Source organism: Bilifractor sp. LCP19S3_H10 (assembly GCF_052119185.1).
Lineage (GTDB): Bacteria > Bacillota > Clostridia > Lachnospirales > Lachnospiraceae > Bilifractor.
In genome coordinates this window covers 358,835-383,910 of record NZ_JBQKFT010000001.1, presented here as the reverse complement: position 1 = coordinate 383,910, position 25,076 = coordinate 358,835, and the positions used below count along the sequence as shown (strand labels likewise).

General features: G+C 49.7%; 20 protein-coding genes, 1 tRNA gene and 1 riboswitch. Of the genes, 16 read left to right on the top strand and 5 right to left on the bottom strand.

Annotated features, from left to right (window positions below; all coding sequences use genetic code 11):
* Positions 1-174 precede the first annotated feature (174 nt).
* Together ACTQZS_RS01595 and ACTQZS_RS01590 are read left to right on the top strand one after the other, a co-directional pair.
* The gene (locus ACTQZS_RS01595; RefSeq protein WP_441474253.1) at positions 175-1,578 is read left to right on the top strand and encodes a TrkH family potassium uptake protein; all 1,404 of its coding nucleotides are present in this window, start codon (positions 175-177) and stop codon (positions 1,576-1,578) included.
* 297 nt (positions 1,579-1,875) lie between these two features.
* Entirely contained in the window at positions 1,876-2,529 is a 654-nt protein-coding gene (locus ACTQZS_RS01590) for a potassium channel family protein (protein ID WP_441474252.1), read from the top strand.
* A 237-nt stretch (positions 2,530-2,766) separates the two neighbouring features.
* On the opposite strand, the gene ACTQZS_RS01585 is transcribed toward ACTQZS_RS01590, so the two are convergent.
* Positions 2,767-2,839, bottom strand: a tRNA-Lys gene (locus ACTQZS_RS01585).
* Between the two features lie 408 nt (positions 2,840-3,247).
* Here ACTQZS_RS01585 and ACTQZS_RS01580 point away from each other — a divergent pair.
* The 6 genes from ACTQZS_RS01580 to ACTQZS_RS01555 all read left to right on the top strand — a co-directional run bounded on the left by ACTQZS_RS01580 (position 3,248) and on the right by ACTQZS_RS01555 (position 7,984).
* Positions 3,248-3,469 (top strand): hypothetical protein, encoded by a 222-nt coding sequence (locus ACTQZS_RS01580; RefSeq protein ID WP_441474319.1) that lies wholly within the window; start codon positions 3,248-3,250, stop codon positions 3,467-3,469.
* Positions 3,466-3,666 (top strand): hypothetical protein, encoded by a 201-nt coding sequence (locus tag ACTQZS_RS01575; protein WP_441474251.1) that lies wholly within the window; start codon positions 3,466-3,468, stop codon positions 3,664-3,666. Before ACTQZS_RS01580 ends, ACTQZS_RS01575 begins: the two co-directional genes overlap by 4 nt.
* 153 nt (positions 3,667-3,819) lie before the next feature.
* Positions 3,820-4,644, top strand: coding sequence for a DNA-3-methyladenine glycosylase family protein (locus ACTQZS_RS01570; RefSeq protein ID WP_441474250.1), 825 nt, complete (start codon positions 3,820-3,822; stop codon positions 4,642-4,644).
* A 1,111-nt stretch (positions 4,645-5,755) separates the two neighbouring features.
* The gene (rhaD, locus tag ACTQZS_RS01565) at positions 5,756-6,604 is read left to right on the top strand and encodes a rhamnulose-1-phosphate aldolase (protein WP_441474249.1); all 849 of its coding nucleotides are present in this window, start codon (positions 5,756-5,758) and stop codon (positions 6,602-6,604) included.
* Positions 6,605-7,112: 508 nt separating this feature from the next.
* Entirely contained in the window at positions 7,113-7,433 is a 321-nt protein-coding gene (locus ACTQZS_RS01560; RefSeq protein WP_441474248.1) for a hypothetical protein, read from the top strand.
* Positions 7,434-7,573: 140 nt separating this feature from the next.
* Positions 7,574-7,984: a hypothetical protein gene (locus ACTQZS_RS01555; RefSeq protein ID WP_441474247.1), complete on the top strand. Its 411-nt coding sequence runs from the start codon at positions 7,574-7,576 to the stop codon at positions 7,982-7,984.
* A gap of 106 nt (positions 7,985-8,090) precedes the next feature.
* Here the strand turns inward: ACTQZS_RS01555 and ACTQZS_RS01550 are convergent, their stop codons facing one another.
* Positions 8,091-9,086 carry a uroporphyrinogen decarboxylase family protein gene (locus ACTQZS_RS01550; protein ID WP_441474246.1) on the bottom strand — a complete coding sequence of 332 codons (996 nt, stop codon included), beginning with the start codon at positions 9,084-9,086 and terminating at the stop codon, positions 8,091-8,093.
* 142 nt (positions 9,087-9,228) lie between these two features.
* Positions 9,229-9,840: a manganese efflux pump MntP gene (locus tag ACTQZS_RS01545; RefSeq protein ID WP_441474245.1), complete on the bottom strand. Its 612-nt coding sequence runs from the start codon at positions 9,838-9,840 to the stop codon at positions 9,229-9,231.
* A gap of 445 nt (positions 9,841-10,285) precedes the next feature.
* Between ACTQZS_RS01545 and ACTQZS_RS01540 the strand changes: the two genes are divergently transcribed.
* The 4 genes from ACTQZS_RS01540 to ACTQZS_RS01525 all read left to right on the top strand — a co-directional run bounded on the left by ACTQZS_RS01540 (position 10,286) and on the right by ACTQZS_RS01525 (position 14,720).
* Complete coding sequence (locus tag ACTQZS_RS01540; protein ID WP_441474244.1) at positions 10,286-10,543, top strand: hypothetical protein; 258 nt, start codon at positions 10,286-10,288, stop codon at positions 10,541-10,543.
* Between the two features lie 159 nt (positions 10,544-10,702).
* A complete protein-coding gene (locus ACTQZS_RS01535; protein WP_441474243.1) occupies positions 10,703-11,581 on the top strand; it encodes a homocysteine S-methyltransferase family protein in 879 nt (292 codons plus the stop codon).
* 305 nt (positions 11,582-11,886) lie between these two features.
* On the top strand, positions 11,887-12,786 hold the full coding sequence (locus ACTQZS_RS01530; protein ID WP_441474242.1) for a homocysteine S-methyltransferase family protein: 900 nt from the start codon (positions 11,887-11,889) through the stop codon (positions 12,784-12,786).
* A gap of 35 nt (positions 12,787-12,821) precedes the next feature.
* Positions 12,822-13,014: riboswitch (cobalamin riboswitch) on the top strand.
* Between the two features lie 395 nt (positions 13,015-13,409).
* Positions 13,410-14,720 (top strand): sirohydrochlorin cobaltochelatase, encoded by a 1,311-nt coding sequence (locus tag ACTQZS_RS01525; protein ID WP_441474318.1) that lies wholly within the window; start codon positions 13,410-13,412, stop codon positions 14,718-14,720.
* A 250-nt stretch (positions 14,721-14,970) separates the two neighbouring features.
* Here the strand turns inward: ACTQZS_RS01525 and rsmH are convergent, their stop codons facing one another.
* A complete protein-coding gene (gene rsmH, locus ACTQZS_RS01520; protein ID WP_441474317.1) occupies positions 14,971-16,077 on the bottom strand; it encodes a 16S rRNA (cytosine(1402)-N(4))-methyltransferase RsmH in 1,107 nt (368 codons plus the stop codon).
* A 344-nt stretch (positions 16,078-16,421) separates the two neighbouring features.
* Here rsmH and ACTQZS_RS01515 point away from each other — a divergent pair, with 344 nt between their 5' ends.
* A complete protein-coding gene (locus ACTQZS_RS01515) occupies positions 16,422-17,372 on the top strand; it encodes a 2-hydroxyacid dehydrogenase (RefSeq protein WP_441474241.1) in 951 nt (316 codons plus the stop codon).
* Between the two features lie 479 nt (positions 17,373-17,851).
* Here ACTQZS_RS01515 and ACTQZS_RS01510 read toward each other — a convergent pair whose 3' ends face one another.
* Positions 17,852-18,487 carry a TetR/AcrR family transcriptional regulator gene (locus ACTQZS_RS01510; protein ID WP_441474240.1) on the bottom strand — a complete coding sequence of 212 codons (636 nt, stop codon included), beginning with the start codon at positions 18,485-18,487 and terminating at the stop codon, positions 17,852-17,854.
* A 277-nt stretch (positions 18,488-18,764) separates the two neighbouring features.
* Here ACTQZS_RS01510 and ACTQZS_RS01505 point away from each other — a divergent pair, with 277 nt between their 5' ends.
* The 3 genes from ACTQZS_RS01505 to ACTQZS_RS01495 all read left to right on the top strand — a co-directional run bounded on the left by ACTQZS_RS01505 (position 18,765) and on the right by ACTQZS_RS01495 (position 24,957).
* A complete protein-coding gene (locus ACTQZS_RS01505) occupies positions 18,765-21,047 on the top strand; it encodes an efflux RND transporter permease subunit (protein WP_441474239.1) in 2,283 nt (760 codons plus the stop codon).
* Between the two features lie 207 nt (positions 21,048-21,254).
* Positions 21,255-24,230 (top strand): hypothetical protein, encoded by a 2,976-nt coding sequence (locus tag ACTQZS_RS01500; RefSeq protein ID WP_441474238.1) that lies wholly within the window; start codon positions 21,255-21,257, stop codon positions 24,228-24,230.
* A 73-nt stretch (positions 24,231-24,303) separates the two neighbouring features.
* Entirely contained in the window at positions 24,304-24,957 is a 654-nt protein-coding gene (locus ACTQZS_RS01495; RefSeq protein WP_441474237.1) for an FKBP-type peptidyl-prolyl cis-trans isomerase, read from the top strand.
* Positions 24,958-25,076 lie beyond the last annotated feature (119 nt).

Sequence of the window (25,076 nt, the reverse complement as noted above, 5' to 3'; positions counted from 1 at the left end):
TGTAGTATAGCTTGTCAGACATAGGAGCGGAAAGGGGTACTCTGCTTCAGGCATATAAGCGGAAGGACGCTCTGCTTCTGGCATAGGAGCGGAAAGGGGTACTCTGCTTCAGATCTGAAGGATATAAAAGTGGAAAAGTGGAAAGACCGCTCCGCTGAGGAGGAAACTGAGAAAATGGGTGAGGGTATACGTCACTATGATATGGAAGACAGTGAGTCGCTGTCTGCAAAGCTGGGAAGATTCTGGAACATGCTTACACCGACGCAGATCATACCGGTCGGCTTTGTCCTTGTAATTCTGGTTGGTGCGTTTCTGCTCTGGCTGCCGATATCGTCGAAGACCGGTGCCAGGATACCGTTTTCGGACTGCTTTTTTACGGCAACATCGGCAACCTGTGTGACGGGCCTTATCCGGTTTGATACATTTAGCACCTGGACGTTTTTCGGACAGCTTGTCCTGGTGATCCTGATGGAGATCGGAGGCGTCGGATTCATGACCTTCGCCATTGTGATGATGATGGCGGCCCGTCAGAAGATCGGACTTCATTCCAGAAGGCTGCAGCAGGACTCGATTGCGGCGCCTGCCGTCGGCGGAATCGTGCGCATCACCCAGTTTGTGGTAAAGGGAACAGCGATTGTGGAAGGAACCGGAGCTGCGCTTCTTTCCATTTATTTTGTGCCGAGGCAGGGATTCTGGGACGGCATATGGAGCAGTATCTTTCATTCGGTTTCGGCGTTTTGCAATGCCGGTTTCGATCTTATGGGAAGGTACACGCCGAATTCCTCATTGGCCATGTGTGAGAGCAACTGGTACGTTGTGATCATTATTATGGCCTTAATCAGTCTCGGCGGCTTCGGATTCCTGGTGTGGAGGGATCTGATTGATCACAGATTTCATTTCAAAAATCTTGCGCTGCAGAGCAAAATCGTTCTTACGACATCCGCAATTCTGACCTTCGGGGGAGCCATCGGAATTTTTCTTCTGGAGATTGGTAATCCGGATTTTGAGTCCATGTCTGTGAGTGGAAAAATCGCAGGCAGTCTGTTTCAGTCTGTGACCTGCAGAACGGCAGGCTTTTCCACGATGAATCTCGGCGCGATGTCGACAGCGGCTCAGTTTCTGATGATCATGCTGATGCTGTCCGGTGGTTCACCGGGCTCTACTGCCGGCGGTATGAAGACCACAACGGTGGCAGTGCTTTTCCTGAGTGTCAGGACGACCGGAAAGCGGAGGAAGAAAGTGGAGGCTTTCCATCGCTCCGTAGATCCTGAGACAATCAGTACAGCGGCGACGGTAGCGATTTTGTATATTTTCAGTGCGATAGCTGTCGCTATGATCATCTCCTCAGTGGAAAGGGGCGTAGATTTTCAGACGGCGTTTTTCGAATCGGCATCCGCGGTGGCGACAGTGGGATCCACCCTTGGCATTACGCCCAGGCTCGGTATGCTGTCAAAACTGCTGTTGTGTGTGCTGATGATCTTCGGCCGCAGCGGAACGGTGACGGTGCTGACCGCGATGACAAGAAAAGACCGGAGAGCGGCATCAAGATATCCGGCGGAAGAAATATCCATCGGCTGATCCGTTTTTCGGGGTTGTGACAGTCCGCTTGCGGGGCTAATGTAGATTGCTGCCCGTCTGGCCGGGGGAATGCGGTTTTGTTGCCCCGCTTGCGGAGAGTAATGCATTATGAGCCCCTCTTGCGATGAACTATGCATTTTGAGCTAGGCTCGTGGTGAAGTAATACAGCTTGTGGCAAGGTTATCGTATAGGGCTGTAAATGGCCTTTACAATAAGGGGATCGGCCTGTAATTGTTGTAATATATTGCGTGACGCAGGAAGGCGGGGAGGATCCCGCAGACAGAAGGAGCAGAGGCAATGAAGAATGTGCTGATTATAGGACTCGGACGCTTTGGCAGACATATGGCAATACGGCTGCAGGATCTGGGAAATAACGTAATGGCTGTTGAGGAAGATGAAGAGACGGCAAATGATGTGGTAGACAGAATCCCCAACATCCAGATTGCGGATGCCACCAATCCGCAGGTGATCAAGTCGCTCGGGATCAATGATTTCGACCTGTGTGTGGTCACGGTCGAGGAAGATTTTCAGGCGGCACTTGTTGTTACCTACCTTCTTCATGAGGCAGGTGCAAAATATATCATAGCGAGAGCGGCGAGGGATATGTACCGCAAACTTCTTCTGCATAACGGTGCAGATTACGTCGTGTATACGGAAAGAGATGAAGCGGAGAAGCTGGCAGTCCGGTTTGGCGCGAGAAATGTTTTTGATTACAATGAGCTTAGCAAAAATCTTGGCATCTATGAGATTGCCGTTCCTTCGGCCTGGGTCGGAGAGAGCATTCTGGACCTGAAGGTAAGATCGGAGTATGGCGTCGAAATTCTTGCCTTTCAGCTGGGAGGCGACGTCGAGCAGATTCTCGACCCGGAGTTTGTGTTTGAGAAGGATATGCATCTCTACGTGATCGGAGCTCCGGATGCCATCCGCAGGATTACAAGAAACAAGGCGTGAATTCCGGGGATAGCCGTGGATAATCGTCACTGACAAGAGCCGGCGGTGCCGCAATCATGCGGTGCCGCCGGCTCTGCGTGCATATCGGTTCTTACTCTGATGCGCTGCTTTTTTTGCGTTGATGGGCATTTTTGCCTTTTACTCATACGTTTTTGTTCGATCGCTTAACGTTTAATGGACAGAATAAGAAGCGCCGTCCCCGGTATCCTTTCGATACCAAAAACAGCGCTTCATAAGTGCGCCATCAGGGACTCGAACCCTGGACAAATAGATTAAGAGTCTACTGCTCTACCAACTGAGCTAATGGCGCTTGGTTTGTATTGAATTTGTGTTGCTGTTCCGTAACAACGAAGATGATTATACGTTACCTCTGAGAAAAAATCAACCCCTTTTTTAAATTTTTTTGAAAAAATTTTAGCACCAAAATTTTAGCACAGTCAGAAGCTTTGAACGTGCTTTTTTTCAGGTCTGCAGAAGATCCGGAATTTTCGGGTGCGTTTGGCAGTGAGGCTGCGCATTGTAAGCTGCGCACGCCCGCATTATGCAGGGAGTTCCCTGGTAAGTTTGGCAGGAAAGGGCAGTCCTGATAAATTCCTGGACGAATGGATGCCATTCATGAACCGGGGTGTCGGATGTCAAGCATGAACCGGGGATGTCGGATTGTGAATCTCAGAGTTATGTGCTATAAAAGGAGATGTACGATAAAAGGAAGAGAGGAATGGCCATGAAATCGATTTTAATCAAGGATACGACACGTGAGGAAAGAATTCGGATTGTGAATCAGGCACTTTCAGTCTGCGGGCAGACCTGTGAGTTCTGCAACGGCTGTGACAACCTGGGAGGCGGGGATGTAGATGCGTTTTATCGGCCGTATATCGAAGGAGAAAAGGAAATCAGTGAGTTGAATGCCGCCTACCGGGGCGGGAGAGTTAAGGGGTGAATGTGATGCCGCCGGAAATTCAGAATTCCACGAGAGAGGAAAGAGAAGCCTTCATTCGTGAAAAATTCAAATGCATCAGTGACTGTGACAGCTGCGGAATCTGTCTTGTCTATCATGGGAAGGATCCGATGCTTGTGTATAAAGACTATATCGACGGAAATGCGGAATATCTGGATATCGCTCGAAAATACCGATAGTCGCTGTTTTATCGTTTGTGTGTGGAATTTGTTGGAAAATGGGTACAGAGATCCCCGGTATGGGCGGAAGAATGCTATTTGTGGAACCGGTACAGAAGTTCCTGGAATGAACGACAGATATTTATTTGAGGGAATCGGAGCGTATACAGGCAGATGGTGACAGAAATCTCGGATGACTTTGACCTGAAGAGCATAGCGGACAGCGGGCAGTGCTTTCGATGGACAGAGACAGAAGACGGTTATGAGATCATAGCCGGCAGTCACTGGGTGCGGATTCGGGAACAAGATCGTGGGAAAGAAGTGAATAGACATCGTCTTGAGCTAACCTGTTCCAGGGAAGAGTTTGAGACATTCTGGAGGCAGTATTTTGATCTGGGGTTGGATTATTCGTCGGTTCGTCGAAGGATAGATCCGGAGAAGGATCCCTATCTGTATCGGGCTTCTGCCTGCGGGAAGGGAATCCGAATCCTCAACCAGGACCCGTGGGAGACGTTGATTACGTTTATTGTTTCTCAGAGGAAGAATATCCCGGCCATTCGTCTTTCTGTGGATAAGCTGTGCAGAATGGCCGGAATGCGGCTGGCGGAGGAACGATATTCCTTCCCGGGACCGGAACAGCTCTGTTCGCTTTCCGGGGAACAGCTTGCAGAGTGCGGTCTTGGCTATCGGGCGAAGTATGTACATAAGGCAGCAGAAGATGCCGCGGATGGCAGGATAGATTTCGGCAGGCTGAAAGGGCTTCCGGACGAAGAGCTGAAGGAAGAGCTGATGGCACTCTATGGCGTTGGAATTAAGGTGGCGAATTGCGTGATGCTGTTTGGCTTTCACCGACTGGATTCCTTTCCGGAGGATGTCTGGATTCTGAGACTTCTGGAGGAAGAGTATCCGGAAGGATTTGCTTTCGATGCATATAAGCCGTACAACGGGATCATGCAGCAGTATTTGTTCTGGTATCGCCGGACAGTGCAGAAAAAATAAATGCTCATACCTGTTGCCTTCGAAATCGCATACAGTCTCTTACGCGCGCTTCGCGGCAGGCGGCCTGTCTGCGTTTTCGAAGAGCTGTTATGTTGCTAACTGTATAAGTCCCCGCGTCACTTCGCTGCTTCGCAGCTTTCGTGCCGCTAACATGTGACCGACTTCGTCGGCCTGTCGCGGCGTTCGCCCCACCGCTTCACACTTTGTGTGAGCGGATGTGGCTCACTGCCCGCGCATATGAGCATTCCCGCGTTGCTTCGCACCGCTCCATGCTCATACCTGTTGTCGTCGCTAATGTTCTTGCCCACCGGTGAGCAAGCTCCCCGTGGGCCAAGAACATTGCGACTGGACTTATACAGTAAGCCTCATATGATAAGTCGTGCTACAAACTGTATAAGCTACGGATTGCTCCGTGCTTCGCACTCCCGCAATCCTACAGGTATTCGGATTTCGCGCGTTCGCGCTTCATCCTCATACCTGTTGCCTTCGAAATTACATACAGTCTCTTACACACGCTTCGCGTGCGACGATCCTGTCTGCGTTTTCGAAGAGCTTATACAGTATGTTCATATTTTGTTTTCAATTTATTAACGGGCGGAACAAGGTCTCATCACATTTGAGCTTTATACTGTTAAGCATAGAAACAAATAAATATACAAGGCACTTGTTATCATTGTTTCTTTTTCATATGAGGTATGTGAGCCTGGAAAGGGCGCATACCGATTCTCCTTCCTATAAAAAGGAGCCGCATGCTGGAGCGGCTCCTTTTTGTGTGTCCGGAAAGCTGGATGCCGGATTTTGAGGAGGGTTACTTTCGTTACCGGGTGGGACCAGAGCAACTCATTTTTTTGTAAGGAACATTGCAATAAATGACTAGTCGCAGATTGAAATGTGGCGGTAAAAATGGAAAATTAACCAAAACAAATCGTATCTATCCCGAAAAATAAGGCAAACCAACAAAAACAACACAAAACAACGCGATTATATTGACAAAAACAAAGAATATAACTATCATATAGGCATAAAAACAATAAAAACAACATTTAAATACCACATAAAACGACTAAAATGCAGCGGCAGAAAGTGCCGCATGATGGGGAGGCGGGATTTTATGAAAATTCTTGATACAAAATTTGTCCGTGGATTTGTGAAGATGGCAGATGACGGTTTCAAGCAGGGATGGCATGAGAGAAACGGTGGAAATCTTTCCTATCGTCTGAAACCGTCTGAGGTAGAGGAGATTCGGCCGCGTTTGAATGATCACGCAGACTGGGCACCGATCGGGACCAGCGTTCCCGGCCTTGCCGGGGAATTTTTCCTGATCACAGGAAGCGGAAAATATTTCCGGAATATTGCCGTAGACCCGGAGGCCTGCCTTGCGATCATTGAGCTGGATGACAAGGGAGAGAATTACCGGATCCGCTGGGGCCTTGTAGAAGGCGGACGGCCGACCAGCGAGCTTCCTGCACATATGATGAACCATGAAGTGAAGAAGAGAGTGACAAACGGAAGACATCGTGTGATCTACCATGCGCATACCACAAACATCATCGCGCTCACCTTTGTACTTCCACTGAAGGATGAAATCTTCACACGGGAGCTCTGGGAGTCCGCGACAGAATGTCCGGTTGTTTTTCCGGACGGCGTAGGTGTCGTGCCGTGGATGGTTCCGGGAGGAAGAGAGATCGCCGTCGCGACCAGCCGTCTGATGGAGAAGTATGATGTCGCGATCTGGGCACACCACGGGATGTTCTGCTCGGGAGAGGACTTCGACCTGACATTCGGCCTGATGCACACCGTTGAGAAGTCTGCAGAGATCCTTCTCAAGGTTCTGGCTGTGACCCCGGTGAAACGCCAGACGATCACCCCGGAGAATTTCCGTGAGGTGGCAAAGGGATTCCACATCAGTCTTCCAGAGAGATTTCTGTATGAGAAGAAAAATCCGGGCGGAATCGAGTGAACAGCGGGAAGAAAAATGATGGAAGACGTGGATACCCCGGAACTTAATATTTGACGAAGATGCCTTCTGCCGGTAAAATGGTGGAAGGCTTTATTTACGCGAACAGTGAGCCGCAGCCGAATGCGAAGTATTCGTGTGCGGCGAGCGTCGCGATAGCGAGATAAAACTCGCGCAGCGTGTTTTATCTCGTTTGTGCGGTACAGAGTCCGTATTTCGGTTGCCATATGGCGCCGTGGACAAAGATTGAACAGTGGTTGTCATATAGGCGCTGAGGCCAGAGATTGAACATTGATTGCCATATAGGTGCTGTGGACAAAGATTGAACAGTGGTTGTCATATAGGCGCTGAGGCCAGAGATTGAACATTGATTGCTATATAGGTGTTGTGGACAGGGTCAGTACAAGGTTTTTGCAGGAATAGCAAATGATAAGTCGAATAGTCCGTGCAGCGGCTGTTACGGAAGTGCTGCGTTGCAGGATGGAGAGAAGAAAAGTCGGAGCGGGACGGTATGAGTAATCTGAAAAAGGGAAAAATATTTATGGGAGTCGCGGCGATGCTTGTCCTGGCAGATGCTTTTATGATGATACTGGATACGGTCATCGCCTATTCAGTGACCGCGTCATATATTGCGATGCTGACGCTTTTGATCAGTCCGTTTGTGGGACTGGCGTGCTCAATTATGTCGTGGATATTTCTGGGAAGGGCAAAGCTGGAGGGGAAGGATCACATTGTAATCTGGCGCTGGATCGCGTTTGCACTGATACTGCTGGATGGATTTCTGGTGGTGACGGTTCTGCTGCTTCTCCTTCCGGGGATATCGATCACCTGACACCACCTTCCTTCAGGAACAAGAGAGCGTCAAGGCAGCATTTTGTAATGCAAATGAGAATGTGTACCTGAGAACAGGCTTTAATGTTATCTGGATGACTTTGCATTGCTGACAGGTTAAAGAGAAGAGAGGGATAATCAATGAGTCATATATCGGATGCCATGAAGGCATTTCATGAGAATACGATGTGGATCGTAAATAACGGAATGATGGCGGACCTTGCCATCGAGGATACCAACAACAAGGTGATCAACTGGTTTGTAATGCACAGGCAGGAGTGGAAGCACGGAGAAATCGTGGATTTTATCAGTATGGATGAGGGAACGGGCATCTACACGGTCTACGCGCTCTGCACAGATGATACTGTTCTGGCGATCCCGGAGGAGGAGTTGGACAATCCGGAGGAGTTTGAGATCAACGGACATCATACCTCTATGGTTCGGACCCGACCGCAGGAGATCACCGATGAGGATGCCGATCAGCTTGCTGATCGGGTGTTAGATGAGCGTGAGAGAATCATGAAGGCACGGGTTTCCGGAATTCGAAAATGAGATGGTGAGGTCTGTCACAGTCAGAAGACTGTGACACATCGAGGGCCGGCAGTTACCTGGGCTGCCGGCCTAAATTTTTGATGTCTGTTTTTCTCAGATGCAGAGGTTATCCGAAAATCTCCCTGCTCATTTTATCAATTTCCTTGTCTACCATTCCATAAACTTGCGGGAAAACAGAAAAATTCAGGCCATGCGTTGTGCACGGAATGAAATAATGCTTTCCGCAGTCTCTGCAAAGCTGATCTGTCTCCTTTGCAATCTCTTCCTGTGTCACGTCAGGCTTGTCAACCTTGCCGTTATCAATTCCGCCCATGAAGGATATTTTTTCACCATATTCTTTTACCAGCTGCGGCAGATTGTTGACAGACATGCAGCCCTGCCATACATCAATTCCCATGTCAATCATGGAGGGAACAAATGGCGCGCAATAACAGTCGTTATGATGGATAACGAGGACGCCTCTCTCCTTGAAATATCCGTAAATTCTCTGATAGGGTTTCAGGAAAAATTCCCGGAACATATCGGTACTGATAAATGTGGATCTCTGTGTTCCCCAGTCATCATGATGAAAGATGACATCCGGCTTCATATAATCACAGATCTGCTCCGCGTATTTCAGTTCCCATTCTGTAATATAGTCAATCAGATCATGAACCGCCTCCGGCTCCTCATAGAAATTCATCATGGCCGGTTCTACATCGCAGAGATAATGATGCATTTCAAAAAGGCCTGGAGCCATAAATGCGGTAACCATTGTCTCGTTGCGGTCTACAGCTTCCGCAGCCTTGACCGTTGGTTCCCAGTCCTCGGCGGTATAATTGAGCTCCGGAGCTTTCACGTAACGCCTCCACTCTGTGATATCCGGACATACAAGATGATCCGGATCGTGCATCGGGAATGCGCCGGGCTGTCCTTCCGGCCAGGCATTGTAATAGCCCCAGCCACATTTCACCGCAGGGTCCCCCGGCTTCGCAGGCATAATCGGGAACTGATTCACGTAAGGTGTGTTCATGACAAAGGACAACGCCTCATACTGTTTCACAAAACGATCCGGTGTTCCGCCATGAATGGTTTCCAAAAAATTTTCTCTTTTCGTCAGCATAGTTTTTCCTCCGCAATAAAAACTATCATCAGGTTACTCACCCTGTTATTATACCATAATTGGCGGAAAATATATATGTTTTGACGGACAATTCACGGATTCTATATAAATTATTAGTTAAAATACATGATAATGGATGCGTTCAGATCCCTGTCACGAAGATCTCAATTCCGATTGCGATCAGAATGATACCGCCCAGTATCGTTGCCTTTTCCGAGAGCCTCTCACCGAATTTTTTCCCGAACAGAAGTCCGATCATGCAGATCACGAATGTTACAACAGCAATGATCAGCGAGCTCGAGAAAGCAGTTGCTGTTCCGTACCGTGCTGTCGTAAAGCCTACGGAAAGTGCATCGATGGAGGTCGCAATTCCCTGTATGAGCAGGGTTTTCCTGGTTAGGACTGTTTTTGTTCCGCATCCGCAGTTTTCGGGATTTTCTTCACACTTATTTTTTATCCTCCGGATTCCCTCGAACAGCATCTGACCTCCGATATACAGAAGAAGAACCAGCGCAATCCAGGGAATGAATTTCTGAAATACCTTGAAATATGACGCAATCGTGTGTACGCAGAACCATCCGATCATCGGCATGGCGAACTGAAAGAATGCATAGCATGCAGCTATCCAGTAGGTTTTTTTCCTGGACATCCCGGGTTCGTTCAGCCCGTTTGCAATCGATACCGAAAAGGCGTCCATTGCCAGACCCACCCCGAGTAAGATACTGTTTAAGATAAAGCTCATCATACTTCCCATCCTGACTTCCACTCCTCATTTCTATCCGTCCGGCCGTTTTTGTTTCTCTTCATCCCATCAGAAAAACGCCCGGATACAGTTCGCGCTGTACCCGGGCGTATATACCTGCAGTCTGACCCATGTACAGCAACATCGCTTACATGAGTCTCGCCGATTAAAGCAAGCCAGGCCGAAACGGCCAGTATGTTGACTTGCTGCATGGGATAAGATAAGTATCCGCGGTCCATCAATTTCCGCAGTCACAGCCCATGCCAACTACTCCCTCACGGTTTTGTGTTTTGTAGATACTATCATTTTGTCACACGATTAGTCAATTCTAATATATATGGCCGGACTTTCTTTCACTGCTTGCAGAAAATATTTGTATGGAATATGATGGATTAATATCGATGATGTCATCGATGCATTATATTGACGCATGATTATTGAAGAAAGGATTTCAGACATGAATGAGGAAAAGACAATCCTTCTCCCTTATGAATCCTGGGCTTACCTGAAGGCCCGCTCCCGCGAGGAACGGATCGGCAGGAAGACCTCCGACGCGCTTCTGAAGAATATGTGGTCGGTTCTGGCCAAGGAAGATGGAAAGATCCGAGTGAACGGAAAAGCACTTGGAGGCCGGGAAAACGGTGAGATCACCTCGTGGTCCGTTGAGGATATGCGGAGAATGCTGGAGGAGAAGGGGCTCACCTACACCTTGTAAGGTTTTTCTGTAATTGTTGCAGGATTTCAGGCTGTTGCATTATCATGGTTGTAATTGTGGTTATGTTGCAGCGATAGTAATAGTTGTAGTAATGGAAATGCTGCAGTTATGGAGGAACCTTTTAGAGCGCATATATCTCGTTCAATGAATAGAGGAATTATGACAGAGAATGATTTTACACGGATGACACAGAAGGGCATCGTTATATTGGACGGTGCAATGGGAACGAATCTCTACCGCATGGGGATGCCTCATGGATGCTGCACGGAGGAGTGGGCGCTGAAACATCCGGATGATGTGGAAAAACTTCAGAGGGAGTATGTGGAGGCGGGTTCTCAAATCATTTATGCACCGACCTTTGGTGCGAACCGCATTATGCTGAAGAGATTTGGTCTTGCGGAACATACAGAAGAGATGAACCGGAAACTCTTCGAAATCTCCCGGCACGCGTCAGAAGGAAAGGCTCTGATCGCCGGCGATCTGGCGCCCACGGGCATGATTCTGAAGGAATACGGCGGAGACGGGAGCCGGGAGGAAATGTTTGAGGCGTATCGTGAGCAGGCAAAGGTCCTGTATGAAGCGGGTTGTGATCTTTTTGCCGTGGAGAGTATGCTGGCCGTGCTCGACGCGGTGACTGCGGTAGAAGCAGTCAGATCCGTATGCTCCTCTCCGGTGATCTGTACGCTCACGGTGCGAAAAAACGGAAGTGCCTATTACGGCGGAGATATTTTCGAGGGCGGGCCGCTTGCGGAGAAGGCAGGCGCGGATGCCTACGGCATTAACTGCTGTGATGGCCCGGATGGGATGGAAGAAATGATCTCATCTGTCTCCGAAATGGTTCATATTCCGATTGTTGCGAAGCCAAATGCGGGACTGCCGCAAAGGGGCGCAAATGGGCAGATGGTCTACAAAATCAGTCCGGACCAGTTCGTTTCGTCCATGAAGAAACTTGTGTCCGCAGGAGCGTCGGTGATCGGAGGATGCTGCGGAACTACCCCGGCATATATCCGGAGACTTGCGGAGGAATTTCGAAAGTAAACGGACATGTCGTAAAAAACATGGTATAAGCGGCACAGAAGCGGCGAGGCAATGTGAGAATGCGAATACCTGCAGGATTGCGGGAATGCGAAGCACGGAGCAATCCGCAGCTTAAAAGTTTGTGGCGCAATGTATCTTTGGGCGTTTATTTACGCGAACAGTGAGCCGCAGCCGAATGCGAAGTATTCGTGTGCGGCGAGCGTCGCGATAGCGAGATAAAACTCGCGCAGCGTGTTTTATCTCGTTCATCATCTATCGACTGCCTGTAAGCGGGGCACCACAATGTCTATAAAGTGAGGCTAATCATGAACAAAACTGAATTCAGGGAACTTACAGATAGCAAGATCGTCTGTCTTGATGGAGCAACAGGCACAAATCTGACGCTGCGCGGGATGCCGAAGGGAATCAGCACAGAGGCCTGGGTTCTGGAGCATCCGGAGGTGCTTCAAAATCTTCAGAGAGAATTTATCGAAGCGGGAGCGGATGTGATTTACGCGCCGACGTTTGGCGCAAACCGGAAGGTTCTGGGCGGTTTCGGACTTGCGGACGGGACCGAAGAGATGAACAAAAAGCTGCTCGGGCTGTCACAGGAGGTGTCGAAGGGCCGTGTTCTGGTAGCGGGAGATATGGCACCTACGGGAATGGTGCCGGATTCCGCTGGCGGAGATGCCAGCTATGAGGAAATTTTCGAGATCTATCGGGAACAGGCAGAGATTCTGTATCATGCCGGCGTGGATCTCTTTGTAATCGAGACGATGATGTCGGCGGATGAGACTTCGATTGCGCTGGATGCGGTTTCGTCTGTCTGTGATCTTCCGGTGATGTGCACGTTTTCCGTATACGCGGATGGAAAGTGCTTTTTTGACGGAAATATCTTTGATGCCGCGGCCGTTCTGGAGGCGATGGGCGCCGTAGCAGTGGGACTGAACTGCTGCAGCGGACCGGATCAGATGGAGAGCATCATCCGATATCTGGCTAAGAACTGCAGTATTCCGATTATCGCGAAGCCAAACGCGGGAATGCCGAAGATTGACGAGAAGGGGAATGCGATTTACAGTCTCGGGCCGGAAGCTTTTGCGTCTCAGATGAAGATGCTGACAGATGCCGGCGCCAGGATTGTCGGAGGCTGCTGCGGGACAGAGCCGGAGCATATCCGGTTTTTGAAGAAGATGATTTCCGGTCAATCATTTATTGGATCGATTTGACATTTTGTAATTGATTTCATATAATAGAAAAAGTCTTTAAAACATATCTTTTCAGTGCCGCTTTTATGGAGGGTAATAGGGAATCAGGTGAAATACCTGAACGATCCGGTCACTGTAAGCAGTGAGCCAGATGCATTGTCCATTGTATTCCGGTCAACGGAGTATGAGAAGGCGCAGGAAGGCATTTGAGCTGCAAGTCAGGAAACCTGCTGAGAAGACGATAGATTTGCTTCCGATGAAAGCAGAGTCTGTTTGCATAAGAATATTGATGGTTGCATCAGTGAGTTCTGGTGTGATCCGGCTGGTTTGCAGATATGCGCTCTTTGGCGTGCGGTTATGGATACCGTTTCTTTGGATGGAGCGTGACCGTCAGGAGGATCCGGGATTTCAGCAGATGTTTCTTTTATATGCAGATACGGAGTGATTGCTTTCTGAGAAGGCGGTCACTCTTTTTTACGCGAACAGTGAGCCGCAGCCGAATGCGAAGTATTCGTGTGCGGCGAGCGTCGCGATAGCGAGATAAAACTCGCGCAGCGTGTTTTATCTCGTTTATGTTCTGTGCTATGGTATCGAAGGGCGTTTTGCCCCTTGATATAGATTATTCTACAAAAAGGAGAAACATGATGAAAAAGAAAGTCGTAACATTATTATGCACCGCGGTTCTGACCGGGTCCATGATTGCCGGATGTGGCAGCGCAAGCAGCGCAGCATCGTCAGCATCCGCAGCATCTTCGAGTGCATCTTCCACGTCTTCAGAGACAGCGGAGGTTACAGAGGCAGCCTCTTCTTCTGAAGAAGTAGAGACGGTTTCTTCCTCCTCTGTATCTGCGGATCAGGCAGCAGCGGACAAGGTAGCCGCTTTGATCGACAAGATCTATGTGCAGGAGAGAACAGACACTACGGACGAGGACTGCAAGGCGGCAAAGGAGGCCTGGGACGCTTTGACGGATACACAGAAGGCTCTGGTAGAGGGAGAGTTTGCAGATCCGGATTATTTCGGAAGAGATACCGGCGATGCCTCCAAGGATGATCCGCTCAACGAGGACGGAATCGGAGAAAACGAGATTCTTGTATGCTCTTTCGGAACTTCCTATAATGACAGCCGTGTGCAGGATATCGGCGGAATCGAGAAGGCTCTCCAGGCAGCGTATCCCGACTGGTCTGTAAGACGTGCATTCACGGCGCAGATCATCATCAATCACATTCAGGCGCGTGATAATGAGGTGATCGACAACATGGATCAGGCACTTCAGAGAGCGGTGGACAACGGCGTGAAGAATCTGCTGATTCAGCCGACCCATCTGATGCATGGTGCGGAGTATGACGAGCTGACAGAAACCGTCAGCAAATACGCGGATAAATTTGATTCCGTGAAAATCGCTGAGCCGCTTCTGGGTGAGGTAGGAAGTGACACGAGCGTAGTAAACGAGGACAAGCAGAACGTCGCAAAGATTCTTACTGCTACAGCGGTAGAGAAGGCAGGATATGACAGCCTTGACGCGGCTGCCGCTGACGGAACAGCGTTTGTATTCATGGGTCACGGAACCTCTCATGAGGCGAATATCACCTATGATCAGATGCAGACAGAAATGAATGATCTCGGTTACAAGAACGTATTCATCGGAACCGTTGAGGGCAAGCCGGCAGATACCGAGTGCTCCGCGGTTATCCAGAAGGTACATGACGCGGGATACAAGAAGGTAATTCTGCGTGATCTGATGGTTGTAGCAGGTGATCATGCGAATAACGATATGGCAGGCGATGATTCTGATTCCTGGAAGAGCCAGTTCAATGCATCCGGCTTCTTTGACAGCGTAGATGCTCAGCTCGAAGGAATGGGAAGAATTCCGGATATCGAGCAGATCTATGTAAGCCATACAAAGGCCGCAATGGACAGCGACGCCACAGTTACAAGTTCTTCTGAGGCAAACTGAGATATATCAGTGAGACATATCAGTAAAACAGAGGAAGCGTCCGGCATGTGCCGGACGCTTCTTCTGTCGTAGGGATGGGCATGAATATGTGAATGCACGAAAAATGGGCGTGCGAAAGCTGAATGCGCGAAAGATGAAGGTGCGAAAACCGTATGTGCGTAAAATGAACGCGCGTAAGCCGGATACGCGAAAAATGAGGGTTCGGAAACCGTATGCGTGTAAAATGGACGCGTGAAAGCCGGATACCGGATTAACGGATCGCCCATCTCAGCTTTGTGGAGTGTGCTCTCGGATTCCGGTAGCATTCCTCACGGGAGGGACGGATGACATCCCGGCTGACTTCGGTGTACAGGCCGTCAAGGGCGCCCTGCTTAAAGGACTGTTTGACGAGGCGGTCCTCACCGGAGTGGAAGGTGAGAATGGCAGCTCTGCCTCCGGGTTTCAGCACGGAGGGCAGCTTGTCCAGGAATGCATAGAGAACCTCAAATTCACTGTTCACATCGATGCGGAGTGCCTGGAAGACCCGGGCGCAGGATTTTTTCACTGCTTCGTCCTGTTCGTCCCTGGGCGAATGGCGAAGCTGACGGGTTTGCGTCAGCGCCTCCTCGATCAGAAGGCGAAGGTCCGTGGTGGTTTCCAGCGGGCGTTTACGACGATGTGCCTGCTGAACAGCATCGGCGATTTCCTCTGCATATGGCTCGTCGGAATTATCGATGAGAAGCCCCGCGAGTTCATCCCTCGTGAGCTGCTTCAGCCTCTCGGAAGCGGGTTCTCCCTTTTCCGGGTCAAAACGAAGATCGAGGGGACCGTCTGTCTTGTAGGAAAAGCCTCTCTCTGGGTTGTCGATTTGCATGGAGGAGACACCGAGATCCGCCAGAACAAAGTCGAAGGGACCGTACTTGGCGGAGACCTGATCGATATTCGCAAAGTTGATGTGGATCGGGGTAAAAATATCCTCCCCGAAGCCTCTGGCGCGCATCCGTGCCTCCGTCTTTCGGATTTCCAGAGGATCGGCATCCAGCGAATAGAGATGACCTGTGCCCTCCAGCTTCTCCAGCATGCGTGAGCTGTGACCTCCGTAACCGAGCGTGCAGTCGAGTCCGGTCATGCCGGGACGGATCTTCAGCACATCCAGGATCTCATCGACCATGATTGGAATGTGCATTCCCGCGGGTGTGCTTCCCTTGCGGATTACCTTTTCAATGGTTTCGCCGTATTTCTCGGGATTCAGCTCCTTGTATTTCTCATTATACTTTCGCGGGTACTTGCCGCTGTAATGGGGCCTGCGCCTGTGCGGCGCTGCATCTCCGGAAGGACGGTCCGGATTTGGTCTGTCGGAGTGATTGTCTGAATGCATCATAGGTGTTTTCCTTTCGAATAAATCTCTTCAGAGATGATATGGGTTCTGCCTTTTATATTTCTTCAGAGATGATGTTGGTTCTGTCTTTCGATCAGATCTTTTCGGTGGGGATATCGTTTCTGTCATTTCGGTTATTTTATCACAAAAACCGGTGCCGGTTAACAGAGGGCACGACACTCTTTCCTTTTCAGTGATTTTGGACTATACTTTTTGTGCGATCTCTCAAGTGGAAATTCAGAGAGACCAGGATCATTGAAGGTACACGAATCTTCCGGACAGTGGAAATCTTACATGCTGCACTGTATTTGCAGCGCAGCGGATATTTAAAATGGAGGCACAGAATGAAGATTGTATTGATGGAGCCGCTTGGCATTGACGGAGTTACGCTGGATCGTCTGGCGGAGACGCTCACGGAGCAGGGACATGAGTTTTCTGCCTATGATACTTTTTCTACGGATGTTGAGGAGCTGAAGCGCAGAAGCAGCGGGGCAGATGTCCTGATTATCGCGAATCACCCCCTTCCGGGCGAGGTGATCCGGGCGGACGCAAACCTGAAGTTCATTTCCGTTGCGTTTGTGGGAATCGACCATGTTGATGTGGAGGCATGCAGGGAGCAGAATGTCCGGATATCCAATACCGGCGGGTACTGCAACGATGCAGTAGCGGAGCTTGCGGTAGGTCTTGCGCTGGATTGCCTCAGAAATATCAGCCTGTGCAATGACGCTGTTCAGGCCGGAAAGGGCAAGGCCGGGCTACAGGGCCACGAACTCGCCGGCCGTACCGTAGGAATCATCGGAACAGGGGCGATCGGATGCCGTGCCGCGGAGATTTTCAAGGTGTTCGGATGCCGTCTGATCGGATACAGCCGCAGCCGGAAGCAGGCGGCGCTTGATCTCGGTCTGGAATACAGAACACTGGATGAGGTGATGCAGGAGGCAGACATCATTTCAGTACACACACCGCTGACGGCGGAGACGAAGGGACTGATCGGGCAGAAGGAAATCGGCGAGATGAAGCAGGGGGCAATTTTGATCAATACCTCTCGGGGTCCCGTCGTGGATACGGAATCCCTTGCGGATGCTCTGAAAAAAGGCAGAATCAAGGCAGGCATTGATGTGTTTGAGAAGGATCCGCCGCTTCCGGCAGACCATCCGCTGCTCGGCGCGCCGAATCTGGTATGCACTCCCCATGTGGGCTTTGATACCAGAGAATCCATTGACCGCAGAGCGGTAATGGCTTTCGAGAATGTAACTTCCTGGATTAAGGGACAGCAGATTCGCACGATGCTGTGACGGGATTTCAAATTTACGGGCCGGGTTTCCGGTCCCAGACGGACCATCTCGATGTTGCAGTCACAGTCGAATGTGGAGCGTCTCGATACCGCAGTCACAGTCGAACATGGCTCGCGGTGCACATAAGAATAATGGCAGACCAGGGAAAGTGGGACTTATATCGCATGTGGTGCCCACTTGCGGGGAACGGTGGTTTGCTAAAGAAAAAGAAAAGCTCTCTTCTCTGCGGGGAAGGTATCCTGCCTGGACAGGATATCCTTTGCGGAGAAGAGAGCTTTTTACGCGAACAGTGAGCCGCAGCCGAATGCGAAGTATTCGTGTGCGGCGAGCGTCGCGATAGCGAGATAAAACTCGCGCAGCGAGTTTTATCTCGTTTACAGAAAATAGTTCTCACCGGTGCCGGTCTGAAGAGATATATTATATTCTGGCTCTGGCTTTTCGGCGCCTTATTTTTCAGCATCCATCTTAGAAAAAACGCGTTATTGCTCCTGTTTCTTCGGCAGCCGATATCCCTCAAGAATCAGATGAATCGTCTGGTGCAGGTGGGGCAGGTATGCCTCTATGCTGCATGGGGAGTCATACATAATACAGCTGTAGCTGGTGGAACTCACCAGCTCGATGATGGTGAAGAGCAGCAGTTCCGGGTCGTCGCACTCATAGTTGTCCGCCTTCAGAGCCATGAGGTAGTTGTCGTAGAATTCTCCGAGATTGTTTGAGGTGGATCCGCTTGTCTGTTTTTCAACGGCGTGGCGGAAGATACCCCAGGAAAGATTCTTGGTGATGAATTTCAGCAGCATTTTGTTGCGCTGCAGGTAATTCAGGACATAATCGACCATCGCCAGCAGATAATCCTCCAGACCCTTGATCGGAACCGGGCGGACCTTCATCGCCTGCTGGGCTTCCAGAAGAAGCTGCGCGGATTTGCGGGCGATGAGCTCATCCCGCAAGTCATACTTGTCCTTGAAGTAGAGGTAAAAGGTTCCTTTCGCCAGGCCGGAGTGCTTGGCGATATCGGAAATGGTTGTTTTATTAAAACCCTGATTGACGAAGAGATCGTAGGCGTTCGTCAGGAGGGAATTCCGTTTGTTCTGTTTATTCAAATCTACCTTGCTCATGATTCATATCCTTTCTGAAATCATTAACTGATCACAGATATATATACGGCTATTGAAGTTATTATTTCACTGAAAATACCAATGGTCAACCATAAAAATGACCAATATTCATTTTGAGCTTTTGAAAATTTTGTGAAACCTAATTATTGACCAACGGTCATTTAAGGACTACCATACCCTATGTCAGGAAAAAGGTTTTGTACTGGATCCAACAGGAAAGTGATGTTTTGTACTGGATGCAGGAGACAGAAGCAATAGGTAAGGAGTTGAGAGAAAAATGATAAAAGTAGGCAAGTGGATCGCTAAACACAGAGTGCTGATCCTTCTGTTGGCGGTTGTCCTGCTGTTTCCGGCAGCATATGGATATTTCCACACCAAGACAAACTACGATCTGCTGACATACCTTCCGAAGTCGCTGGATACGATGAAAGGGCAGGACATCATCGTCGATGAATACGGCATGGGTTCCTTCTCGATGATTGTCGTGGACAACGAGAGCATGAAGGATGTCGCAAAGCTTGAAAAAGACATTGAGGCCGTTCCTCATGTAAAGGATGTGCTCTGGTACGACGATGTCGCGGATATTTCTCTTCCTGTGGACATGATTCCCCAGGATCTCAGAGATAAGTTCTTTAAGGGCGACGCGACGATGATGCTGGCCATGTTCGACGATACATCATCCGCAGATACCACGATGGAAGCCGTCGATCAGATCCGTTCCATTGTAAAAAAGGACACTTACGTCAGCGGTATTACGGCAGTCATGAACGATCTTCGTGATCTGACGAATCAGGAGCTCCCGATTTACGTCACAATCGCCGTAGTCCTGTGCCTGGCAGCAATGCTTCTGCTGACTGATTCTTTCCTGGTACCGTTCCTCTTCCTGGTGGATATCGGTTTTGCCATCATATATAACATGGGAACCAATATGATCTTCGGATCGATTTCCTATGTCACGAAGGCGGTCGCCGCGGTTCTGCAGCTGGGTGTCACGACGGACTATTCGATTTTCCTTCTGGGAAGCTACCGAGAGAATAAGGAAAGATTTCCCGGAGACAAGAACCGTGCGATGGGACATGCCATTGCCAATACGTTCAAATCGATCATCGGCAGTTCGGTGACGACAATCGCCGGATTCATCGCACTGTGCTTCATGTCCTTTACCCTCGGTCTTGACATGGGTCTGGTAATGGCAAAGGGCGTTGTCTTCGGAGTGCTCACCTGTGTCACTGTACTCCCGTCGCTGGTTCTTCTGTTCGACAAGCCGATTCAGAAGACGACCCACAGACCGCTCCTCGGAAAACTCGACAAGGCGTCTGATTTTATTACGAAGCACTATAAGGTATGGCTTGTGATTTTCCTTGTGCTCTTTATCCCGGCGGTGTACGGCAACAACCATGTAAAGAACTATTACGATATGTCGGGATCCCTTCCGAAATCCCTGCCGTCCATGGTGGCGCAGCAGAAGGTTGAAGATGATTTCGGAAGCAGCACGATGCACATCGTGGTCATGGACAAGGATACACCTGTCAAGAACAAGATGGCGATCATAAATCAGATTGACGATGTGGACGGAGTGAACTACGTTCTGGGCCTGAACTCGCTCGTCGGTTCTTCTGTTCCGGATTCCATGATTCCTTCGGATGTGAGAAAAATGCTGCAGAGTGACAAGTATGAGCTGATGTTTGTAAGCACGGCCTACTACACAGGCTCTGATGAAGTCAATAAGCAGATAGACGAGATCAACAGCATACTGAAGAAGTACGACAGCGGCGCGATGCTGATCGGTGAGGCTCCGCTGACGCATGACCTGGTGGATGTCACGAATGTGGACTTCATGCATGTAAATTCCGCATCCCTGCTCATTATCTTCTTCATCATTCTGATGGTATTCAAATCGTTCTCGCTTCCATTCATTCTGGAGATTACGATTGAATTTGCCATCTTCGTCAACATGGCAATCATGTACTACACGGGAACATCGGTTTCCTTCGTGACGAGCATCGTGCTTGGAACGGTTCAGCTGGGATCCACGGTCGATTACGCGATCTTGATGACGAGCCGGTATCAGAAGGAACGTCAGAGAGGACATGATAAGAAAGAGTCCGTTCAGATTGCTCACAGGGCCTGCATGGGATCCATCATTACTTCCGGTGCCGCATTCTTCGCTGCGACCTTCGGAGTCGCGATGTATTCGAACATCGATATCATCGAGTCGATCTGCATGATGCTTGCAAGAGGAGCTCTGATCAGTATGGTGACCGTTCTCTTCGTTCTGCCCGGAATGTTTATGATCTTTGATAAGCTGATCGTGAAGACGTCGATTGACTTCCTCGGCAAGAAGAAAGAGGCCCGAAAGGCGGCATTTGCACAGAGGAAAAATCCTCAGTTCCAGGCAGCGGTTCAGACGGCAGGAGCAGCAACCGCCGGCAGCAGTTCCGGTCCGCAGGATTTTTCGAACGGAACACCGGGTTCTGGAACTTCGGGTTCCGGACAGTCTGCCGATTCCGGACAGCCTTCCGACTCTGGCGAGACGTCAGGGTCCGGAGTCAAAGGGTAACAGAAATTATTCAGGGATCGCAAGACATAAGAATCACAGGGGATTCCTGAATCACAAGAGACAGATATCACAGGATATTCAAGGATTCTAAGACATGAACATTACAGGATATTCAAGTATTTAATATACAAAAAATACAGGATGTGAAACAGACAGGATTCAGCAGTTCGATGAGGATCTGCGTTCTACAGAAGAGAGGCTGAAAAAATGAACAGAAATGCCAAGATCGTAATCAAAAAGAGTTTTAATAAGACGGTAGCCGTTGGTATTGCGGCGATGATGGGAATCGTACCGTCCGCATCGGCTGTTTTTGCCGCGGACAACAGCTCATCGAAGGTTACAAAGGATGAAACCGTATACGTAAATGCAGACGCAGACGGGAAGACATCGAAAATCACGGTCTCCGATCAGCTGGTCGGAGCCGGAAGTGAGAAAGACATCAAGGATGCGTCTTCCCTGAGTGATATTCAGAATGTAAAGGGCGATGAGACCTATACCGGTTCCGGTGATTCCATGGTATGGGATTCCGACGGAAACGACATCTACTATCAGGGAACCTCCGACAAGGAGCTTCCGGTCGGCGTCAGCTTCACATACTATCTGGACGGAAAGGAAATCGCGCCGAAGGATCTTGCGGGTAAGAGCGGAAAGCTCACGATCAAGATCCAGTACACAAACAACACCAGTGTGCAGACAAAGGTCGGTGACAAGACCGAGACCATGAAGACACCTTTCGTCATGATGACCGGAATGATCCTCCCCGGAGAGAATTTCTCAAATGTGACGATCGATAACGGAAAGATTATCAATGACGGAAGCAGAAATATTGTCCTTGGATTCGGTATGCCGGGACTGAAGGATGATCTGGATCTCGACAGCCTGAAGGATAAACTGAAGGACGCCAAGGATGATGCCGACAAGCTTAATGAGACAACGACTTCAGAAACATCGTCTTCCGACACGAAGTCTTCAGACGCGACAGCATTAAAATCGGAAAGTGTCACAGCTTCTTCTGATGACAAGGACAGCGCATCGGACAGCAGTCAGACTAGGGACAGTGCGGGAAGCGACAGCAAGAGCAGCGACAGCAAGAACAGTGACAGCAAGAGCAGTGACAGTAAAGTAGACGAAAAAATCGATGACTTCGATATTACCGACAGTGTGGAAATCACTGCAGACGTCAAGGATTTCACAATGGATTCCACCTACACGGTTGCGCTGACCGACGCCTTCCAGGATATCGATTTCTCGGATCTTAAATCCGTGGATGACCTTAAGGGCAAACTCAATGACCTCGAAGAGAACACACTGAAACTTGTCAGCGGTTCCAGCGATCTCTACAATGGCGTAAAAGAGCTGAACGATAAATACGGGGAGCTTGACAGCGGCATCAGTCAGTTGAAGTCAGGAATTGACAGCGCAGCAGAGGGAGTCAACAAGCTGGCATCCAGTGCACCTTCGGCAGCAAGTGGAGCAAAGGCTCTGGCAGAAGGAACATCAAAATTCAAAAATGCAATAAATGGATTTTCCAGTGATACAAAAACGTTGAACAGCATATCTTCAGCAGCAGCGAAGCAGGCAAGCGATACGGTTGGAGCGCAGCTGAGTAACAACAGTGCGATGAAGCAGCAGGCTGAGAAAGTTGGAAAGACGGCCGCACAGTCAGCGGTTCAGAACATCAACAGTCAGGCTCAGTCGATCGGTGATCAGGCGGTAGCGGGCGTGAATGCTAATCTGGATGCAAGTGCGAAAGCAGCGGGAGACCAGGCAAAAGCTAAAGCAGAAGCAAGCATTGATGAACAGAAAATCGGTGATCAGGCGGTAGCGGGCGTGAATGCTAATCTGGATGCAAGTGCAGAAGCAGCGAGAGACCAGGCATCTAAGGCTGCTTCGGATGCTCTGTCAGGAGATGCTGGTCTGCAGGCACTGGCTAATCAGGCAGGGATTGCAGCAGTAAGCGAGGTTCAGAAAAAAGCAGAGGCAATTAAGCAGGAAGCTAGCCAGGAAGCTAGTCAGGCAGTGTCTGGATCTGCTGATGTGACGAATGCGGCTAACCAACTTTCCAGTGGTATCGGTACCGCTGTGGCACAATCAGTCAGCTCTACGCTTGCAACTGCGGCACAGGGAATTTCTTACAGTGTTTCTGATGATCAGATTACAAGTTTACTGCTTCAAAGTGGAATGAATGCGAATCAGGCAGCTCAGTGTGCGTCAGCCATTGCAGGTACTATCAATCAAAATGTTAATGCTGCTATCGCGAACCAGGTTAGTCAGCTTTCCTCGCAAATCAGTGCGGATACTATCACGCAAGCTATATCCCCGTCTGTATCATCGACAGTTCAGGCAGTTGCGACAAGTGCAGCTGGAAATGCAGCGGCAGCTGCGGCTGAGTCAGCAGCAGAGACAGCAGCGCAATCTGCTGCCGCAGGGACCGTCACACAGATTCCGGCATCTATAGTAGGAAAAGCAGCAGGAGAGGCAGCGGCCAGCGCAGTGAAACAGACGGCTCCGGCGGTTGCGAGAGAAACGGCAGTTGCTACCGCAAAGCAGACGGCCGGTGAGACAGCCTCCCAGGTTGCGGAAAGCACTGTAAAGTCAGTTGCTTCTCAGGTAGCCAGAACGACAGCTACATCTGTTGCTCCTCAGGTGGCAGGTACTGTTGCTCAGCAGGTAGGCTCACAGACATTCCAGGCAGTTGCGAAGCAGTCTGGACAGGCAATGGCTTCTCAGGTGGCGAGTCAGACGTCTGAATCAGTAGCGAAGCAGGTTGTTGCTAGTTTATCAGGCTCTGTTTCCGCACTTGATACGGGTGCACAGAAACTCAGCAAAGGACTCGCAGCGCTTCCTTCCGGTGCGCAGCAGCTGCAATCCGGCATGAAGCAGCTTTCTACCGGAACGGACAAGCTTGCTTCCGGAAGCAGCCAGGTAGTCGGTGGCCTGAAGCAGCTGACTGACGGCGCGAAGGAGCTGAAGGATGGCACAAAGAAGTACAACGATGAAGGAATCAAGAAGATCACCGACGGAATTGGCGGTACTCTTGATGATCTGGATGATGTAGAAGATCGCCTGAAAGCTGTCACTTCTGATGACCTGCAGTACACGAACTACAGCGGAATCGCGAATGGAATGGACGGAACCGTTAAGTTTGTCATCACCACAGATGCAATCAAAGCAGACAAGTAATAAAAACACATGATGTTCACAAATGCCCGCTATAATTGTTTGTATCATTCAAACAATTGAGAGGGCATTTTTTATGAAAAAAGAAAATCGAAAAATGGCGCAGGAGCGCCGGGCGCAGCAGAGAGAAGCGGAAGTGAGAAAGCAGAAGGCGAAGAAGGTGTTTCCGATTGTAATCGTGATTGCGGTGATTGCAGTCGTTGCCATTGGAATCATTGCCACCAGTGGTCTGTTCGGCGGCAAGGAGGCAGATGGCTCCAGCGTCTCGTCTTCGTCCGGGGACATTGTAACCACAATCAACACCGACAGCACCGGAAATGCGGCTGGTACAGGGGATACAACTGCTGCATCTTCCGACAGCTCAGCATCAACAGGGACAACATCACAGGATACAGCATCGGCAGGGGCTTCTTCCTCCGCAACGGCTTCTTCGAAGGAAACGCTGAATACGACGGAGGGAACGGTTGTACAGAAGGGCGATACCGTAAATATCGATTATACGGGATATCTGAATGGAAAGGCATTTGACGGCGGAAGCACAAACGGAGCAGGAACCGATCTGACTCTGGGATCCGGCACATATATCGATGGCTTTGAGGATCAGGTTGAGGGACACAAGGTCGGGGAAACCTTTGATATCCAGGTAACCTTCCCGGAGGACTACGGCGTTTCGGATCTGAATGGACAGGAGGTTACATTTACGGTTACCATTAACGGAGTTTATCAATAACGGAGTGTTTCAATAGTGAAGTGTTTCAATAACAGAGTGTACCAATAGCGAAGTGTTCAATAATGGAGTGTATCAATAACGAAGTGTACCAATAGCGGAGAATTACCGGTATTTTGAAG

Excerpts from the sequence above, each read along its gene's own strand:
- ACTQZS_RS01535 (WP_441474243.1), top strand. The coding sequence starts at position 10,703 with ATGACAGAGAATGATTTTACACGGATGACACAGAAGGGCATCGTTATA.
- ACTQZS_RS01590 (WP_441474252.1), top strand. The coding sequence starts at position 1,876 with ATGAAGAATGTGCTGATTATAGGACTCGGACGCTTTGGCAGACATATG.
- ACTQZS_RS01510 (WP_441474240.1), bottom strand. The coding sequence starts at position 18,487 with ATGAGCAAGGTAGATTTGAATAAACAGAACAAACGGAATTCCCTCCTG.
- rhaD (WP_441474249.1), top strand. The coding sequence starts at position 5,756 with ATGAAAATTCTTGATACAAAATTTGTCCGTGGATTTGTGAAGATGGCA.
- ACTQZS_RS01540 (WP_441474244.1), top strand. The coding sequence starts at position 10,286 with ATGAATGAGGAAAAGACAATCCTTCTCCCTTATGAATCCTGGGCTTAC.
- ACTQZS_RS01530 (WP_441474242.1), top strand. The coding sequence starts at position 11,887 with ATGAACAAAACTGAATTCAGGGAACTTACAGATAGCAAGATCGTCTGT.
- rsmH (WP_441474317.1), bottom strand. The coding sequence starts at position 16,077 with ATGCATTCAGACAATCACTCCGACAGACCAAATCCGGACCGTCCTTCC.
- ACTQZS_RS01505 (WP_441474239.1), top strand. The coding sequence starts at position 18,765 with ATGATAAAAGTAGGCAAGTGGATCGCTAAACACAGAGTGCTGATCCTT.
- ACTQZS_RS01545 (WP_441474245.1), bottom strand. The coding sequence starts at position 9,840 with ATGGGAAGTATGATGAGCTTTATCTTAAACAGTATCTTACTCGGGGTG.
- ACTQZS_RS01570 (WP_441474250.1), top strand. The coding sequence starts at position 3,820 with ATGGTGACAGAAATCTCGGATGACTTTGACCTGAAGAGCATAGCGGAC.
- ACTQZS_RS01500 (WP_441474238.1), top strand. The coding sequence starts at position 21,255 with ATGAACAGAAATGCCAAGATCGTAATCAAAAAGAGTTTTAATAAGACG.
- ACTQZS_RS01495 (WP_441474237.1), top strand. The coding sequence starts at position 24,304 with ATGAAAAAAGAAAATCGAAAAATGGCGCAGGAGCGCCGGGCGCAGCAG.
- ACTQZS_RS01515 (WP_441474241.1), top strand. The coding sequence starts at position 16,422 with ATGAAGATTGTATTGATGGAGCCGCTTGGCATTGACGGAGTTACGCTG.
- ACTQZS_RS01550 (WP_441474246.1), bottom strand. The coding sequence starts at position 9,086 with ATGCTGACGAAAAGAGAAAATTTTTTGGAAACCATTCATGGCGGAACA.
- ACTQZS_RS01595 (WP_441474253.1), top strand. The coding sequence starts at position 175 with ATGGGTGAGGGTATACGTCACTATGATATGGAAGACAGTGAGTCGCTG.
- ACTQZS_RS01525 (WP_441474318.1), top strand. The coding sequence starts at position 13,410 with ATGAAAAAGAAAGTCGTAACATTATTATGCACCGCGGTTCTGACCGGG.
- ACTQZS_RS01580 (WP_441474319.1), top strand. The coding sequence starts at position 3,248 with ATGGCCATGAAATCGATTTTAATCAAGGATACGACACGTGAGGAAAGA.
- ACTQZS_RS01560 (WP_441474248.1), top strand. The coding sequence starts at position 7,113 with ATGAGTAATCTGAAAAAGGGAAAAATATTTATGGGAGTCGCGGCGATG.
- ACTQZS_RS01555 (WP_441474247.1), top strand. The coding sequence starts at position 7,574 with ATGAGTCATATATCGGATGCCATGAAGGCATTTCATGAGAATACGATG.